Raw genomic sequence first — 18274 nt, forward strand, 5'->3', positions numbered from 1 at the left:
AATTGGTTTCCTGGGGAAATTCAGGTAGCAATACCTAGCGAAGACGGAAAGAACATCCTAGATTTTAATGCGGATGATATCTTGAATCAGCGGGGGGATCTTGTTTTCACTCTCCCTTGACAATAGAACCTCAATCTTTTATTCTTAATGCAGGATGGAAACTGCCCAGGATTCTAAACTCCCCAAAATTGCCCTTTTTGGTCTGATTTCTTTGATAATTGTCCTCATTGGGTTCAATCTTGCTCTCTCTCGCTATGGTGTCTTTTGGCGGAAACCCCAACCAGGGATTTCTTCACCCTCTCCAGAGCCTCTCAAGGAGGTAGAATTCACCATCGGTTGTCCAGTGCCTCAAGATTACTGTCAGTCTGGAAAAGAAGTTTATTGGGAAGGGGAATTGGCAGGAATAGAATTTATTTTACCTGAAGGAACGCCCTTGCTGGTAGCCTTTACGGGTGAGCCAAATCGGGGAGCGGGGAAAAACGAGGATGGAACACCTTTTAAGGTAATTTCTTTAACTAGTCAAGAGGGCTATAAAGCCGTTTTTTTTCCAGGGAGAACCAGAGGTTTTACCCTTTGCCGTAAGGAAGGGTGACATTCTTACTCGGATAAGTGGTGAGCCAATTTTTTCTACCAGAGAAGTAAATTTTTATTTTAGTGTGGAAAAGGATGGAGAATCCCTGCCAATTACCGGCAATAGTTTCCAATGATGACTAAACGAATCTGTCAGATTTTCTTTTTCTTGCTTTTACTGGCTGGTTTCCTTTTCTGGCCCCAAAAAGCCTTGGCCGATACTTGCGGAGAGGGCTGTACAGAAGTCTCTATGGCAGATTGCGAGAGAAATGGCGCTCTTTTAGAAAACAGGTGTTGTCAACCGGGCGAACCATGTGATGTTTGGACATTTAAGTATGCTTATTCTTGTTGCAAATGTGGGGAATCCGGATGGTATTGGTGGATTTATTTGTATGCTTATTATCAGTGTGATGCTTCGGACCGGTGTGAAGGGGCGACGGGCGGAGGGAATACTGGTTATGCGGCCAATGGCCATGTGGTACCGGGGATTTGTAATGCCTCAAGTTACAATGGCACTGACCCGAATACCGCTTGTGTGAATGGGTCTTGGTATAAAACTTGCTGTACTCCGCCGGGCGTTTATCCAGTGACTTATTGTGAGGGCGGAAGGCCTGACCGCGATCTTTGTGCTAATTCGGGAGGAGTTTTGATTGACGGCCAGAGCTGCGGGACGGCGACTCCGCCGCCGGGGGCGACGCCGACGCCGACACCGACACCGGGAGAAACACCCGGGAGTTCAATTTGGGTGAATGTCAAAGGAGATGAGGTGATTAAGGGTTCTCGGGTTGAGATTGAGGTTTGCCAAAAACCAGCCCAATTATTTCACCAACGACATAACGACAGGGCCAGTAATATGCAGTTTTCTCCCAATCTGGCTCGACCCGGGGATGAGGTTACCTTAACTTTTTCTACCCAGAATGTGGTCCGAGTTTTGCGCTAAGTCCTTGTCCTCCGCCCCATTGACAAATCGCCATCCCACAGGGTAGAATACTCCTGTCCAGTGATTATGTATAAGGGTACATCAACTCCCAAAGATGAGAGGAGGGCATATGTTAAATATCGCTGCGTACCTATTTCCATCCTCTGTGGAGGAGGCATTGGAAATGCTGGCCGCCCACAGTGGGAACGCCCGGCTCATCGCGGGTGGAACCGATCTCGTACTGCAGAGCCAGCGGGGCCAGTGCCCCGCCGCTGTTTTCGTGGACATCACCCGCATCCCAGGCCTGGACAAAATTGAGGAACGCGACGGCTACATCTTCATTGGAGCCAACGTTACCCACGCCGCAGTAGCCAAATCACCGCTCATCCGACAGCGCGCTAACGTGCTGGCGGAGGCCTGTGGCATGGTCGGCGGACCACAGATCCGCAATGTGGGCACACTGGTAGGTAATGTGGTGAATGCGCTGCCTGCCGCTGACGGAGCAATTGCTCTTACCGCCCTGGACGCCGAAGCGGAAATCGCTGATGAGATGGGTCGGCGCTGGGCCCCTGTTATCGAACTCTACGAAGATGTGGGGATCTGCCGGGTCAACCCGTGTGCTCAGATGGTCACAGCGCTGCGTTTTCACCCCCTGGAGCGCGGGATGAACGGTGCGTACCAGCGCCTGTCGCAGCGGAGAGCCTTGTGTTTGCCCATGCTCGCCGTGGCCACAGTGGTGGATATTGAGGAGGGACGCTTTCGCCAGGCACGCATCGCCATCGGACCCGTCGCGCCCCGGCCGTTGCGCCCGGCCGAGGCCGAAGCAGCGCTGGATGGGGTCCCAGTCAATGCAGAAAACATAGCCCACGCAGCCAGGCTGGCTGCGAAAGCATCGCACCCCCGCGATAGTTTGCTGCGCGGAAGTGCCGAATACCGCACAGCGATGGTCGAGGTGCTGGTGCGTCGTGCCTTGAGCAAAGCAGCCGGGTTGGAGGTGTAACATGCCTAAGATTGAGATGACCGTCAATGGGAAAGCAGTCTCGGTGGATGTAGAACCAGGAGACTTGCTGGCCAACGTATTGCGCGACAAACTCGGTTTGATCGGCACCAAGATCGCCTGTGGAGAGGGTGAGTGTGGTTGCTGCACCGTCCTAGTGGACGGCGTGTCGGTTACATCCTGTATCTTCCCCGCGTTTAAGGCCGCCGGACGTGAGGTGCTGACCATCGAAGGACTATCGGAAGACGACCAACTCGATCCCATCCAGGAGGCTTTTAAGGAGAAAGCCGCAGCGCAGTGCGGTTACTGCACGCCAGGGATGATCATGTCCGCCAAAGCCCTACTGAACGAGAACCCACACCCCACTACAGAGGAGATCGAACAGGGCATTTCCGGCAACCTCTGCCGTTGCACAGGCTACTATCAGATTGTGCAAGCCATTACTATGGCCGCCAGGCACATGGCAGAGAAAGGGGGTGCATCATGAGCGAGAGCATCATTGGCACGAGCGTCACCCGCCTAGATATTCACACCAAAGTCCAAGGCCAGCGCAAATACCCTCAAGATTTCAACATGGACGGCCAACTCTACGCGGTCGTAGTATGGGCGGAATACCCTCACTCCATTGTCAAGCACATTGATACCAGCGCCGCCGAGGCCTCGCCCGGCGTGGTGCGGGTCATCACTTACAAGGATGTGCCAGTGAACGAATACGGCATTAACATCAAGGACCAGCCCGTGCTCGTGGCGGAGGGCGATAAAGTGCGGTGGATGGGCGACCGGATCGCCATCGTGGTGGCGGAGAGTCAGCGGGCCGCTGAACAAGCGCGCAAGTTGGTGAAAGTGGAGTACGAGCCCCTGCCTGTGGTCACCGACCCGCGTGAGGCTATGAAACCAGATGCACCCCGAGTACATGAGGAACGGGGTGAGAGCAACGTCCTCCATCACATCAAAATTCGCAAGGGCGATGTGGAGGCAGGCTTCGCTGAGGCCGACGTGGTCGTGGACGGCTATTTCATCACGCCGGCCGTCGAGCACATCTACATGCAGCCCGAGGCAGGCATTGGCTACATAGATGAAGAGGGCAGGGTAACGGTCATCGCCGCCGCGCAGTGGCCCCACGACGACTTGCATCAAATCGCCCACTTCCTGAACCTACCTGAGGACCAGGTCCGTGAAATCGTGCCAGCCGTCGGCGGAGCGTTCGGTGGGCGCGAGGATATGTACATCCAACACTTGCTGGCGCTGGCCGCTTATGTGGTGCGCCGCCCGGTCAAGATGGTGTGGACGCGAGAGGAATCCATCCAGTGCAGTGGTAAGCGCCACCCGTTCTACATGAAGTACAAAGTGGGGGCGAAGCGCGATAGCATGTTGACGGCGATGGAGATCGAGATCATCACCGATGCTGGCGCTTATGCCTCCACCAGTATCCCGGTGCTCAGCAATGCTGCCACTTTCGCTGCAGGACCATACAAAGTACCCAATGCCAAAGTGGACGCCTACACGGTCTACACCAACAACGCCGTGACGATGGCTATGCGCGGTTTCGGTGCCACTCAGCCGCCAGTGGGCTATGAATCCATGATGGACCGGATGGCCGAGGCCCTGGGGATGGACCCTGTCGAGTTGCGAATGAAAAACCTCCTTGATGAAAGTGATGTGGCCCTCACCGGCAATGTGATGCGTGGCGGGGTCGCAGGGCTCAAGGAGACACTGCGCCAGGCAGCCCTCGCTGCCGGCTGGCGGCAAGTGGGTGGACGATGGATCAAGCCAGATCTAGGCCAAGCGTCGGCGACATATAAGCGGCGAGGCATCGGCGTGGCTGTGGCTTACAAGAATGTGGGCTACAGCCTGGGTTTCGATGACAAGGCAACTTGTACTGTCGAACTAAGCCTGGCCCCCAATGGGGATATCCAGCGTGCACTGCTCAAGATCGGCGCATCGGATGTCGGTGAAGGGGTGTGGACTGCATTAGCGCAGATCGCCGCTGAGACGTTGAAAATTGACATGTCCAAAGTGCGGCTGGCTTTCCTCGATACGGCCAAGGTGCCTGATGCAGGGAGTTCTTCGGCCTCCCGGCATGTGTTTGTCTCGGGCAACGCCGTAGTGCGTGCCTGCCAAGAGGCGTTGGCGAAGCGCGATGCCATCCTACGCGCCGAAACAGGCGAGACGAAGGTAGTAGCCCAGGCAACCTACCACGGCCGAGAGGCACGGGCCACGACGCCATTTGATCCCCAGACTGGGCTCTGTGAGCCACACTGTGCCTACGGCTATGCCACACAAATCGCGTTGGTGGAAGTGGATACGGAGACGGGCGAAGTAGAGGTGCTGAAGATCTGGTCTGCCCACGATGTGGGCAAGGCCATCAACCTGGAAATGGTCGTGGGGCAGATCGGCGGCGGGGTACATATGGGTGTGGGCTACGCACTCACTGAGCACTTCATCCAGCAAGGTGGCCGGGCCCAGACAAGACACATGAGCGAATACTACATCCCCACGGTGCGCGATATGCCGCGGGAACTGGTGCCCATCATCGTGGAGGTGCCTGACCCTTGGGGGCCTTACGGCGCAAAGGGATTGGGAGAAATGACCACATTGCCAACCGCCCCAGCCATACTGAATGCTATCCACGATGCGACAGGAGTGTGGATTGACTCGCTGCCGGCGACGCCGGAGCGGGTGTGGCGCGCTCTACAGAGAAAAGGTTGAGTCAACAAGCACTGGGATAGGGGTGTGAGATATCGCACCCCTATTCCTTTTCCACCTTCTTGGCCTGGCGTCGAATCCAGGCAATGGCTGCGGGCTCGTACCGGCGTACTAAGAGTACTGAGCAAGGGGCCTGATCGGCGATCTGATCGTCAACGGAACCGAAGAGTCGTGTTTGAGAAGCCCACTCTTCCGAGGCTCCAGCCACAATCAGGTCGTAGCAATGGCGCGCCGCTTCTGCCAGGATGCCCTCCATCACTCCTCTCGCCTGTGCCACGCGCATAGTTATATTGGCAGGAACATAGCCCAATTCATCTTCAATGACGTCGCGAAGCAGCAATATCTCATCTTGTACGTCTTCCGCTCCGGTTGCCCTACTATATGTGTGCAAGGCTGTGATATGAGCATCCTCTTGCTCAGCGATCTCGTAGGCCAGGCGAAGAGCCAGACGCGAATGAGGCCCTCCCCCAACTGGAACCAAGATGTGGCGGATCTCTTTCAGACCCCGGTCCAATAAGACAGCAATGTTGGTGCGTGCTTTTTGGATCACGACTTTCACCGGATTATCGGCTAAAGTCTGCGGGTTCAATGGTCCTGGCCAGCCCATCAATATGATTTTGACATCGCCGTGATCTTTGATTTCGCTTAGGATCCCTGTAGAGATATCTGGCGAAGCGCGCATTTTGGTGTACAGCGGCACGTTTCGAGCCTCCGCGTCTTCAGCAATCTGATTGAGCAAGGATTTCTGTCGCGGGCCCAAGTGGTCTACCAGGCGCTTTACCATGCCCTGCGGAAGACGAGAGGAAACACGCACAATGGTAAGAACGCAAATGCTGGTGTCCTCGCTCGCCTGTGCTAAGATCGAGGCGAGGTGGACTAGGCGTTGTGCAGTGCGGGGGTTGGCCACCGGAACTAGTATTCTGTCCTTCGCCGGTTCTCTGGCTTTGATGCTAGATGAGACCATCCGGATAATCGGTGGATAAAGGTAGTAGAAAGCAGTGCAGACTGCAAGCACACCGGCACCAAACAGCAGCGCTCGCCAATGGGTGAAGACAACAATGAGGAGACAGGTCCCCGCCGCTAAGTACGCTGTGAGTGGGAAGAATGGGGCCCTGAAGGGCCGCTTCATGTCTGGATGAAGTTCCCTCAGGCGGACCATAGCCAGGCTGGCCCAAAACAACACGAACAAGTAGCCAGAACTAGAGATATAACTCAGAAAATCAACGAGGCCGATGGCAGCAACGAACCCGGTGACTGTGCCAATCACCAGAATGGCCAGATAGGGTGTTCTAAACCGCCCCAATCGGGACATGAAACGAGGCCAAGCGCCGTCTCGGCTCATGGTAAATGCCTCGCGTGTAGCGCTCAGCATAGCTGTGTTGATCGAAGTGAGGGTAGCAAGCATCCCGGCAAGAGCCATCATCGGCACGCCCCAGCCAGGCAAGAATCGCCTTGCCGCATCGGTCAACGCGGTCTCGGAGCCAGCGACTTCCTGCCAAGGAACTGTGCCCAATGTCACGAGCGCCGCCGAGACATAAATGAGGGTGATCAGCGTCAGACTGATCAGGATACCGCGGGGAATATTGCGGCCAGGGTCTTTGATCTCCTCGGCATCGTCGGCGATCACCTCGAAGCCAACGTACGCGTTATAGACCAAAGCGATGGTCGCCAGTATTTTTCTCAGATTTTCCCAACCCCCTCGATAAATGAAAAATGTGCCGCCAGGTGCGAATACCTCCCATCGGAAGCCCTCAGCAAGAGTCAAGCCGAGGATGATGTAAATACCCAGGAGCGCTAGCAATATCCCGCCCAGTACGATCTGGGTATTTCCTACTTTGCTAACCCCGAGGAAGTTGAGCACTGTGAACACGCCGATCACAGCGAGAGCGGTAGGAACGATTGGCAAGGAGGGGACGAACACCTGAAGTGAATAGGCAAACCCCACCGCCGAGAGGGCGCTGTAGAAGGTGCTGGAGAGACAGTCGAGAGAGCCCACCAGAAATGAGAGGAGACCAGGGCCCCATGCCTCGCGGACATAGGTAAGTGCGCCTCCTGTCTCAGGAAAGGAAGTGGCCATCTCGCTGTAATTCAGGGCGATGCTATAACTCAGCAGGCCGCCAGCCAGGAGAGCGAGGACCACAGCGGGACCTACCATCCCAGCGGCATGTCCGGTTAGCACGAAAATCTCCGCAGCGATGGTTCCGCCGGCGCCCAGCATCACCACCTGTGCTAAGTTCAATTCTCTTCTCAATCGGCGCTTGCTCATAGGATGAATTTCTGCCCAGTATTTAGGTCCGATTCAGACAAGATTTAACTTTATCACTCGGTGGCGATTTTGTCAAAGTGCTCAGGGTCGGCGCTCTGGCTGGCCGTGGACCGCACGCACTGTAATTATGCCCAGAAGCGCCCGGTCGTATGGAACGCGTTCGTTTCCCTCGTACATCTCCAGGCGCGGCATTCCCGGCTCCATGGGCCTGTACATGCCCACTTCAATGGTATACTGTCCGGATTCGGTGCCAGCGGGGATGTGGATCCAGTGCCGGTCTTCCACTACTTCACCCACTTTCCAAGTCTTCGTGGGCCGCTGCCCACCCACCGGCTGAGAGTCGTGCTGTGCCAACATATGTTCATTTGGTGTTAAGAGGTGAGTGAAGACGGTGTAGTTTTTGTCCACCGGTGCGAGGGCCTGCCAAAAAAGTCGGAGCTCCACCGTCTCCCCTGGCGCGAATATACTCCGCTCCAGTCTCGCGCCCAGTAGCCGAATCATCCCATTGCCCAGAATCGCTGTGCTGGGCCGGTCAATTATCACCTCGGTGCGAATGAGAGCCCCCGGCGGTAGAAGGAAGTGTCGCAAGCCCACCCCGTGGAAAGTGCGCCCCACTGGCACCTCCCACCCCACATCCTCGAGCAACGCGATAACCACCCCACTGGGATCCACTATTTCGTTCTGCCAGAGCACCAGCCAGATCCCCTTACGCCCGACAATGAAGCGATTTATCTCCTGAGCGACAGAGAAGTCCACTGGCACGTCCAACTTGAGCACAGGCGTATTGGGTATGAGAAGCCGCTCGGCATTGGGATAATAGTAGTCAAAGATAGGGAAAAAATGCCCTGACACCAAGATGATGCTCTCGTCAGGGCCGATGTGTTTGCCTAGATAGCGGGTGACGCGCCGGAAATCAGGCCGGGCAAAATTCTCGTCGAAGATCGCGTTACGTAACGAGTAGACTGAGGTCATCGCAATGAACCCGACTGCGAGTAGGCATAACGCCCGCGGAATAAGAGTGACGAGTCCTCGCCAGGCAGGATGAGATCGCCACCCGGCACCGATGCCACCTGCTAAGAGCAGGAAATAGGGTGGTGAAGCCACCAAGGTGTAGCGGACACTGATTTTGGGGCGCTGGATGAAGACGAAGAGCATGAGGCCCAGTGGGATCACGAGATAAAGCACCAGGAAAAGCAGTCCGCGCCGCCGGAACCCGTTGCCGTGGCGCAGGCCCCACACCAGGCCTAACACACCACCCACCAGCAAAACCAGGTAGCCGAAGGTCAGTCGCTTGGCCAGGGCAGGCTCTACCGTGATCCCCGTACTCCACTCGGTGATGATCCGCGCTGCCGTTGCCACTACGCCGACGCGACCGGTCCAATAGCCAGTGTCCAGTGCCGCCTGGCGCAACAGCATCGGCACCCAGGGCAGGTATACCAGTGCCACTCCTGTTGCGACAGCCACTCCTTCCCGAAATAGCCCTGGCTCTCGGCCCCCCCGCCACCAGCACCAGAGGAAATACATGGCCATAGATGGCAGCAGGAACAGGGAGAAATAGTGTGTGTACATCGCCCCGAGGGTGACCAGGCCAAAGGCCACCCAGAGACGGCGGCGATGGGAGGGTGCCAGACCGCCCTCCAGGACACGGACGAGCAGGTAAGCCGAGATGACAGTTAGGGATAGGACGAGGGCGTACATCCGGGTTTCCTGAGCGTACCAGAAATAGAGCGGAGAGAGCGCAGTGAACAAAGCCCCTAAGAGTCCTGCACCTGCATTGACCGTTCGCCGACCGAGCACGTACATTGCAGGCACGACCACCGTGGCGCATATCGCGGAGAGGCAGCGCACAGCGAATGACGTGACTCCTCCTAGCCGGATCCAAGCGTGGAGGAGCAAATAGTACAGAGGGGGCTGCATCTCGAAGGGGAAATGGGAAGCGGCCTCCTCCAGACTCATGCGGGCGATATAGATGCTGTAGCCCTCATCATACCAGAGGCTTTGAGCATCTATGCGGTACAGCCGCAGGCACCAGGCAAAGAGTGTGAGTGCGAGGATGATAACTGCTGTGATCAGTTCAGGCTGGGTTTTCTTGCTCACCATCATTATCGAGACGACAACGTAACCTTACTAGTTCCCCATCCGTGATATCGCCCATCTCATATAGCATTCGTCGTTGCACCTACTTTGTATGATACGTGAGAGCAGAGGGGCTGTCAATAGGCTTAGATATAGACCCTAAGGGTTTGGGAACCCCTCAGGGTCAATGCATGCTACGCGCCATATTTGACAATTTCCAGGCCATTTGCTATCATTATGTAAAACGTTCTACGCGAAAGACATAGTTCTCACACTTTTTCCTACACAAAAGGTTATACGGAGGAACCTTGTGTCTGCCGAGCAATTGGAACTCTTCCCTGCCCCAAAGGCCTCAAGGGAGGAACGAAAGGTTGCCGCCAAACCACCTCTCACTTCCGCCTCGCCTCTCAGTGCGGCTATGCGCGGCTTCCACCAACATATGATAGAAGTGGAGTTCAGTCCCCATACCATCCGTTCATTCTCAGGCGACCTAAGTTTGCTGGCTCGCTACCTCGGTGCTGATACTGCGGTGGGCGAGATATCCATCGCCAAACTCCGCCAGTTCCTGCACTGGCTGCGGTATGAACGCGGTGTGCCCTGCAATGCCAAATCACTCAGTCGCCGACTCACCACCCTCAAAGTCTTTTTTGGCTGGCTGCAGGAGACAGGCGTGCTCATCGAAGATCCCGCTGCCCCTCTCGTCCACCAACGCGTCTCCACCCCCTTGCCCCACATCCTGACTGACACCGAGGTTGAGCGCGTCCTGCAGACTACGGAGATGCTGCTGCATCACCCGGATGAACCAGACGCCCGACCCCATCTATTGGTGACACTCTTGCTCCATACCGGCATCAAGAAAAGCGAATGCATGAACATCGCCCTCCACCACATTGAAACCGGCAACCCCGATTCACCGGTACTGTACATTCGTTACGAGAACCCCAGACAACATTATAAAGAGCGACGCCTGCGCTTGCCCTCTTCGTTCGTTGGGGCATGGCGGCTTTACTTGGACCAATACAAGCCCAGAGCAAAACTCTTCGAATGCACAGCACGGAATCTGGAGTATGTGTTGCACAATGTGGCCCGGCAGGCTGGGATAGAAGGGGGCATCTCCTTTGAGAGTCTGCGCTGGACTTGCGCCGTACGGGACTACCGCGGGGGAATGGACGAAGAGACATTACGGCGGAAGATGGGGCTTTCCACCATCGCCTGGCCAGAGGTGCTGGAGAAGATTAAGATGCTCGTACAAGCACCGCTGTGAAAGGGAAGCCAACCCAAAAGGCTCACCATAAGGGCTCAATTTTGGCTTTCTTGGCGTTTTTGTGTCTTAGTGGTTGGTCTCACTGGTCTCAGATAGCGTCAAATAGCCGGTCATCTATCCAGCGGATAGTAACACACCCCAACTGTACCCGGGCCCGTGTGTACCGCCAGCGCAGGCGAAAGTTGTGTGATGATAGTCTCCGCGATCTGGACCCGCTCTGCTACCAGGGCGCGCAGTTCCTCTGCTGCCTCGTGGGCTGCGGCGTGGACCACAGCCAGTTTGACCGCCCGTGCTGCCGCATCCCGTTCCACCATCTCCGCGATGCATCGGTAAGCGGCTGGTCGCCCACGGGCCTGGCCCAGCGCCACAATGACCCCCTGTTCCATGCCAATGAGCGGTTTGATGTTCAATGCCGAGCCCATCAAATGCGTCGCCCTGCCGATGCGCCCGCCCATGTACAAGTAACGCAATGTGTCAGCAGTCTGGATCATCTTCACCTTTGGCATGATCTCGGCAATAATGCCCATGATCGCGTCCGTGGTTTGGCCAGCCTGGGCGGCTCGAGCCGCTTCTAAAGTGATCCAGCCATGACACATCGAGACGTTCAGTGTGTCCACCACTTCAATGCGAGCGCTCGGATAATCGGACAACACTGTATCTCGCGCCACGCAAGCCGCGCCATAGGCCCCGCTGCCGTGGGAAGTCATATGGATGGAGATTACATCGTTGCCCTGGGCCACAGCCGCGCGGTAAACTTCCTGGTAGTCACCAGGACCCGGGTTGGCCGTTTTAGGCAGTTCGGTAGCCCGGCCGAGGTAGTCAAAGAACTCTTCCCGTTGCACATCCACTAAGTCCCGCAGCTGCTGCTGGCCGATGTGGATATAGTACGGCACCATAGTAATACCATACTGCCCGTACATCTCATCGGGCAGGCTGGCACAACTATCCGTTACCACGACTGTTTTGCTCATCTTGGTTCTCCTCGCATCTACTTGCCACCGCCTACCGTCAGTGCGAACACTCGGAGGAAGCGTTCGTCGGTTCGTTGGGTTGGCGGGAAACGTTCGCGCATGCGGTAATTGCGGACCATGCGCCGACCCAGGTCGGCCTCCCACTGCTCCTGGTATTCACGGAGAACCGCTGCGGAGGCATCCCTCTGCCGGACAGCACGTGCTGCGACCTGCGCTGCCATTTGGCCGGCGGTCATAGCGTTGATGATGCCACCACCGGTGAAAGGATCCACCTGGTGCGCCGCATCGCCCACTAGCATACAGCCGTCAGTTACGATATCTGCTGGGGGCAGGCCAACGGGCACGCCACCGCTGATGAGAGTCACAGGGTGGCCTCGAGCAAGTGTCGGCTGGCTTTCCACGAAGCGCGTGAGATAGTCCAGTGCTGGGCGATCCGCCAGATCGCACTGCACACCCAAGCCGACATTGGCGCATCCCTCGCCCTTGGGAAAGACCCAAGCATAACCGCCTGGTGCTATCTCGTAGCCGATGAAGAAGTAATTGCACTCGGGATCAATGTCAATACCCACCAAGTAAAACTGCGCACAGGACATCAAGTCGCGCGCAAGAAGGGTGGTGTCGAGTCCAGCCCAATGACCCACCTGTGACTCCACGCCATCTGCACCAATGACCACCGTAGCCGCGACATCGCGCTCGCCCCATGCGCTGCGCAGGCGCACCCCGCGCACCGCGCCTCCCTCGCGCAGAAGGCCGACTGCTGATGTCTTCACGACCACGTGAGCTCCGGCCAAGGCGGCTCGCTCGGCGAGCACTCGGTCGAAGATACGCCGTTCAAGAACGTAACCGTAAGGCTGCGGAGCCTCCAGGGTCATCTCGAGGCCGCTATCCAGAATGCGAATGTCGGCCCTGCGGATGTGAGCCGAGATCCAGTGTGGATCTGGTTCAATGAAGGCAGCCAGGGGTTCGTGGCCGACTCCTTCTGCACAGCGAACCGGAGAGCCAATCTCCTGACGCTTCTCCACCAGTAGCACCGAGAGGCCCTCACTTGCCCCCCTCCATGCAGCCATCGAACCCGCTGGCCCTGCCCCAATAACCACCAAATCGTAGGTATCACGAATGGGCAAAGTGCCAGCCTTGGGTTGGGGCACATCCCGATAAAGAGCGCCCATCGGGCAGGCAGACAAGCATAACCCGCACTCGGTGCATTCCTCGGTAATCGTAAGATAGGTCTCGCGCAGGTCGAGTGCGCCCACTGGACAGACGCTGACGCATGAGCCGCAGTAAGCGCAGCGTGTGGTGTCTAGTGCAATCACCTTGTTACCTCAATGTAGGTGCCCGAACAAACGACAGGGATGCCCTCCATTCCGACAAGGCATCCCTGTTCTGTTCCTAATCCACGCTGTGACTTGAGAGGGCCTATGCCTTCACCAAGCGGGCGAGGATGTAATCCACCGCGTCGCCGACAGTGGCGATCTTTTGGGCATCCTCATCGGAAATCTCACCGCCGAACTCCTCCTCAAAGGTCATAATAAGTTCGACCAAGTCCAAGGAGTCGGCTCCCAAATCCTTTCGGAAATCCGCGTCTTCGGTGATCTTCGACTCCTCAATGCCAAGTTGCTCGGCCACCACCTTGCGGATGCGGGCCAGGACCTCCTCACGTGTCATACTTGCCATGTCCCCTCCTTCTCTTTATGTCCTGTGTGATGCCTGGGCAATATCACTTTCCCCCGACAACTGGCTAAATAGTATAACACCCTTACACCAGATAGTCAATTGTGGACCTGCGCTCGAGGTGTGGGCGGCCAATTACTCTCAGCGGTTTGACAATAGTCTGCAGCGCGACTATGATGGATTCAGCGTTCTGCCCCATGCACTCATCTTCATAAACACCAGCAAGTGGGAGAGGTTTCGGAGGTACCATGAGTGGGAACTCCACACGCAAACTGGATCATTTGCGCATCTGCTTGGAAGAGGATGTCCACGCGCCCGTCCTCACGGCGGGTTTGGAACGTTACCATTTCCGCCACCAGGCCCTGCCCGAACTGGCCTTGAGCGATGTGCGCCTGGACACCACTTTCCTGGGCAAGCCACTCCGAGCACCATTGCTCATCTCGGCCATGACAGGTGGTGCACCGGACACCGCAGCCATTAACCGGAACCTGGCCCGCGCAGCACAGGCTCTGGGCCTGGCCATGGGCGTCGGCTCGCAGCGGGCCGCCATCGAGGACCCAACCCAGGCGCATACTTACCAGGTACGCGAGGTCGCGCCCGATATCCTGCTCTTCGCTAACCTGGGCGCGGTACAACTGAACTATGGTTATGGCTTGGAGGAATGCCAACAGGCCGTGGATATGATCAGTGCAGACGCACTGGTGCTACACCTCAACCCAATGCAGGAATGCCTCCAGCCGGGAGGCAACACGAATTTCGCTGGTTTAGCCGACAAGATCGCACAGATATGCCGTGGCCTGAGCGTCCCCGTAGTGGTGAAAGAAGTTGGCTGGGGCATCAGCGACTGGGTTGCGCGGTTGCTGGTCGAGGCGGGCGTGGCGGCGATTGACGTGGCCGGCGCCGGAGGGACATCGTGGAGCGAAGTGGAGAAACATCGCGGGCAGGGGCAGCGCAGCCGGACTCTCGCCGAGCACTTCGCACACTGGGGCATTCCCACCGCGGAAGCCATCCAACTGGTGCGCGCCACCGCGCCGGACATCCCCATCATAGCCAGTGGGGGCATCCGCACCGGGCCGGATCTGGCGGTGGCCCTGGCGCTGGGGGCAAACATAGCGGGGATGGCATTGCCACTACTGGAGCCTGCGACGAGGTCCCCTGAGGCGGTGGTGGAAGTACTCAACGTGGTGATAGAGGGCTTGCGCATCGCTATGTTTTGCGCGGGGGCGGCTGATATCCCAGCACTGAAGGCAACGCCGGTGGAGGTGCGCTGATCCATGCCTATCACTGGTGCTCAGTTAGCGCCTTACATTGGGGCTGTGGAAGCGGAACTGCGCGCCCTCTGTCAGACCGATGACTCCGATCTGGCTGATCTCTTCGGAATGATGGGGTATCACCTGGGCTGGCTGGACGAGCAGTTCCAACCAGTCCGTGCCGACACGGGCAAACGCCTGCGTTCGCTCTTTTGCCTGTTGACCTGTGAGGCCATATGCGGTGATTGGCGACCAGCTCTCCGTGCCGCCACAGCCGTTGAACTGATCCACAATTTCTCGCTGGTCCATGATGACATCGAGGATGCGAGCGAGACGCGTCGCCACCGCCCCACCGTCTGGAAACTATGGGGCGTGGCGCAGGGTATCAACATCGGCGACGCGCTCTATTTCCTAGCACATGTGGCTCTGTGGCGTGAGAGAAAGCTGCCCGAACGGACATTATCGCGTGTGGTCCGCATTCTCGACGAGGCCGGTTTTGCATTATGTCAAGGACAGTATCTCGACCTGACTTTCGAAGAGCGTATGGACATCGCCGTGCCGCTCTACCTCAAGATGATCGAGGGCAAAACGGCAGCGCTTATTGCGGCGAGTGTGCAGATCGGCGCAGTGATCGGCGGCGCGACTGAGGCCGTCGCCGAGGCGTACCGACGCTTCGGGCTGGAGATCGGGTTGGCCTTCCAGATGGTGGATGACCTGCTGGGCATCTGGGGCGACCCGGCGGTTACTGGCAAACCTGCGGCCGACGATATCCTGAGCCGCAAGAAGTCGTTGCCCATCGTCTACGCGTTAGAGCGGGGCCTGGGTGCGCCGGATCAGCCCATCGGGCGCATCTACCGTCAGACACAGGTGAGCGCTGATGATGTTGGCGAGGTGCTGCGGGTGCTTGAAAGCATCGGCGCACGCGAGTACGTCCGCGCCATGGCTGATGAAAGGCGGCAAAAGGCACTGGACGCACTAGACGAAACAGGACTTGCCAATCCGGCTCAAGAAATGCTGCGGGAATTGGCGTTGGCTGCCGCGGACCGCGCTTTTTAGGCCTCATCAGGGAACTTCCCTCTATCATCTTGCGTCTGCATAGTCAATGAGTAGAATCGCTTTGCGCCGTAGAATCATATTATGTGCTCTCTTACTGGGAGCACTGTGCATGGTAACACTGGCTGCCAATGCACTGCTGGTGGATTTGCCATCCCTTGAGCGCGTAGGTGCCGGAACCATCGCGCCCACCACGCAGATCTTAGACCGCGACGGGAGATTGCTCTACGAGATCATGGATCCGCGTTCAGGTCGCCAGACACCGTTGCCGCTGGAGGAGATACCCCTCTACCTGCGCCAAGCCACCATTGCCACAGAGGACGCCAGTTTCTACACCAACCCCGGGGTGGATGCGCGGGCGATTCTGCGGGCCATTTGGATCAATCTGCGCGGCGGCGAAGTGTTGGCTGGAGGGAGCACCATCACCCAACAATTAGCACGCAATCTGCTCCTCTCGCCCGAAGAGCGCAGTCAACGCACTTTGGTGCGCAAGTTGCGGGAGAGCATCTTGGCCTGGCGACTCTCCCGGGCATTCACAAAGGACGAAATCCTCGCCCTGTACCTAAATACGACCTACTATGGCAACTTAGCCTATGGCGTTGAGGCAGCGGCCCAGGCCATTTTCGGCAAGCGTGCCCGTGATCTGGACCTGGCGGAATGTGCACTCATCGCCGGGTTGCCTCAGGCTCCATCTCTTTACAACCCGCTCATTGATCCCGAGGCGGCTCACAAGCGCCAGACCGTCGTGCTCGATCTGATGGTGAAGACTGGCTACATCACGCCGGAGCAGGCCGCACAGGCCAAGCAGGAGAAACTCTCCTTCGCTGCAACGCCCTTCCCTATTCGCGCCCCGCACTTCGTCATGTATGTGTGGGATCTCCTCAAGCATCGTTATGGGGAAGAGATGATTTACAAGCGCGGGCTGCGGGTTACCACCACCCTCGACCTGGATATGCAGGAGCGGGCCCAGGAGATCGTGCGCTACCGACTCTCGCTGCTCAACGAACCCAAGCCCGGCGCACCCCAGCACAACGTTACTGACGCCGCACTTGTGGCCCTTGACCCACAGAGCGGCGAGATCTTGGTCATGCTCGGCAGCCCGGACTATTTCGACCCGAAGATCGACGGCGCTGTGAATTGCACTCTCATGCCGCGCCAGCCCGGTTCCTCTATCAAGCCGGTAACCTATGCCGCTGCCTTCAGTGAGGATTATGCGCCAGCGACCGTGCTGATGGACGTGCGCACTGCCTTCACCACGCAGGAGGGTGTCGCATACGTCCCCATCAATTATGACCTCAAATATCATGGGCCGACGTCGTTGCGCCAGGCGCTCGGTTCATCGTACAACTTGATTGCGGTGAAAGTGCTTGACCACATCGGTTTGGAGAAAATGATCTCGTTGGCCCATGCACTGGGTCTGAGCACCTTAGACGATCGAGGCAAGTTTGGTTTAGCGCTCACGCTGGGCGGCGGTGAAGTGCGGCTATTGGAATTAACAGCGGCGTACTCGGCTTTTGCCAACGGTGGCCGCCGGGTGGACCCAGTCGCTATCCTGCGGGTGGAAGATAGCGCCGGGCGACTGATTGACGCCTGGCAGCCAGCGCCGGGTGAGCCGGTACTGGACGAGCGGGTGGCTTATTTGATCACCCACGTTCTATCGGATGACACGGCGCGCATACCCGCCTTCGGCGAGGGCAGCGTGCTCAAACTGTCGCGCCCGGCGGCAGTGAAAACCGGCACTACCAACGACTGGCGCGACAATTGGACGGTAGGCTACACGCCCGATTTAGCCGTCGGTGTCTGGGTGGGCAACGCCGATAACTCGCCGATGCACAATGTATCTGGCATCAGTGGGGCAGCACCCATCTGGCATGATTTCATGGAAGAGGTGTTGAAAGGCACGCCCGTGCGAGAGTTCACCGAGCCGGCAGGGATAGCCCATGTGGAGGTGTGCGCAGAATCTGGTTTACGGCCCGGTCCGCTTTGCACTCGGCGGCGCACCGAGATATTCATAGCCGGGAAAGAGCCAACTCGCGAGTGCGATGCCCACCAACTCGTGGCTCTCGACGCGCGGACGGGCGAAGTAGCAGGACCAGACACACCGCCGGAGCACATCATTTGGCGCATCTTCACTATCCTGCCTCCTGAGGCTCAGGAATGGGCGCGGGAGACAGGCTTTCCTCAGCCGCACGTGGCTATGACAGCACCAGAAGCCTCTGCGCAAAAAGGCGCCCGAGAAGAGGGAATCATTCTCACCGATCCTTACGCCTTCTCTGTATACCGGCTGATGCCGGACTTGCCGCCCGCCGACCAGCGCATTCTCGTTGCCGCGCGGCCGACCACCAGCACCCGCATCGCCCGTATGACATTCTACGTAGATAATCAGGCCATCGCCGAGGTGACAACGCCACCCTACTCGACCTTCTGGCCGCTGGCTCTGGGCAAGCACGCCATCCACGCCGTGGCGACGGACATAGCAGGGCAACAACTGGAGAGCCCACGCGTGTTTATTGAGGTGCAACCATACTAGG

At 57.6% G+C, this 18274-nt stretch carries 13 protein-coding genes; 8 read left to right on the forward strand and 5 right to left on the reverse strand.

Going from position 1 to position 18274, the window contains the following annotated elements; all coding sequences use genetic code 11:
* Positions 1 to 154 precede the first annotated feature (154 nt).
* From H5T64_11615 to H5T64_11630, 4 genes are all read left to right on the forward strand, one after another.
* Positions 155 to 592 (forward strand): hypothetical protein, encoded by a 438-nt coding sequence (locus H5T64_11615; protein ID MBC7264985.1) that lies wholly within the window; start codon positions 155 to 157, stop codon positions 590 to 592.
* A 1027-nt stretch (positions 593 to 1619) separates the two neighbouring features.
* Positions 1620 to 2489 carry an FAD binding domain-containing protein gene (locus H5T64_11620; protein ID MBC7264986.1) on the forward strand — a complete coding sequence of 290 codons (870 nt, stop codon included), beginning with the start codon at positions 1620 to 1622 and terminating at the stop codon, positions 2487 to 2489.
* A 1-nt stretch (position 2490) separates the two neighbouring features.
* Positions 2491 to 2973, forward strand: coding sequence for a (2Fe-2S)-binding protein (locus H5T64_11625; protein ID MBC7264987.1), 483 nt, complete (start codon positions 2491 to 2493; stop codon positions 2971 to 2973).
* Entirely contained in the window at positions 2970 to 5195 is a 2226-nt protein-coding gene (locus H5T64_11630; GenBank protein ID MBC7264988.1) for a xanthine dehydrogenase family protein molybdopterin-binding subunit, read from the forward strand. Before H5T64_11625 ends, H5T64_11630 begins: the two co-directional genes overlap by 4 nt.
* A 40-nt stretch (positions 5196 to 5235) precedes the next feature.
* Here the strand turns inward: H5T64_11630 and H5T64_11635 are convergent, their stop codons facing one another.
* Positions 5236 to 7458, reverse strand: coding sequence for an amino acid permease (locus tag H5T64_11635; protein ID MBC7264989.1), 2223 nt, complete (start codon positions 7456 to 7458; stop codon positions 5236 to 5238).
* Positions 7459 to 7539: 81 nt separating this feature from the next.
* Positions 7540 to 9555: a glycosyltransferase family 39 protein gene (locus tag H5T64_11640; protein ID MBC7264990.1), complete on the reverse strand. Its 2016-nt coding sequence runs from the start codon at positions 9553 to 9555 to the stop codon at positions 7540 to 7542.
* Between the two features lie 289 nt (positions 9556 to 9844).
* On the opposite strand from H5T64_11640, the gene H5T64_11645 reads away from it, so the two are divergent.
* A complete protein-coding gene (locus H5T64_11645) occupies positions 9845 to 10798 on the forward strand; it encodes a site-specific integrase (GenBank protein ID MBC7264991.1) in 954 nt (317 codons plus the stop codon).
* 110 nt (positions 10799 to 10908) lie between these two features.
* Here H5T64_11645 and H5T64_11650 read toward each other — a convergent pair whose 3' ends face one another.
* The 3 genes from H5T64_11650 to acpP form a co-directional block, all read right to left on the reverse strand.
* On the reverse strand, positions 10909 to 11769 hold the full coding sequence (locus tag H5T64_11650; GenBank protein ID MBC7264992.1) for a DegV family protein: 861 nt from the start codon (positions 11767 to 11769) through the stop codon (positions 10909 to 10911).
* Between the two features lie 17 nt (positions 11770 to 11786).
* The gene (locus H5T64_11655; GenBank protein ID MBC7264993.1) at positions 11787 to 13082 is read right to left on the reverse strand and encodes a geranylgeranyl reductase family protein; all 1296 of its coding nucleotides are present in this window, start codon (positions 13080 to 13082) and stop codon (positions 11787 to 11789) included.
* Between the two features lie 103 nt (positions 13083 to 13185).
* On the reverse strand, positions 13186 to 13434 hold the full coding sequence (gene acpP, locus H5T64_11660; GenBank protein ID MBC7264994.1) for an acyl carrier protein: 249 nt from the start codon (positions 13432 to 13434) through the stop codon (positions 13186 to 13188).
* A 254-nt stretch (positions 13435 to 13688) separates the two neighbouring features.
* Between acpP and H5T64_11665 the strand changes: the two genes are divergently transcribed.
* From H5T64_11665 to H5T64_11675, 3 genes are all read left to right on the forward strand, one after another.
* Positions 13689 to 14711, forward strand: a complete 1023-nt coding sequence (locus H5T64_11665; protein MBC7264995.1) for a type 2 isopentenyl-diphosphate Delta-isomerase — start codon at positions 13689 to 13691, stop codon at positions 14709 to 14711.
* A 3-nt stretch (positions 14712 to 14714) separates the two neighbouring features.
* Entirely contained in the window at positions 14715 to 15746 is a 1032-nt protein-coding gene (locus tag H5T64_11670; protein MBC7264996.1) for a polyprenyl synthetase family protein, read from the forward strand.
* Between the two features lie 109 nt (positions 15747 to 15855).
* Entirely contained in the window at positions 15856 to 18273 is a 2418-nt protein-coding gene (locus H5T64_11675; GenBank protein MBC7264997.1) for a PBP1A family penicillin-binding protein, read from the forward strand.
* The last annotated feature ends 1 nt before the right edge of the window (position 18274 follow it).

This window comes from Chloroflexota bacterium (assembly GCA_014360825.1).
Classification (GTDB): Bacteria; Chloroflexota; Anaerolineae; order UBA2200; family JACIWT01; genus JACIWT01.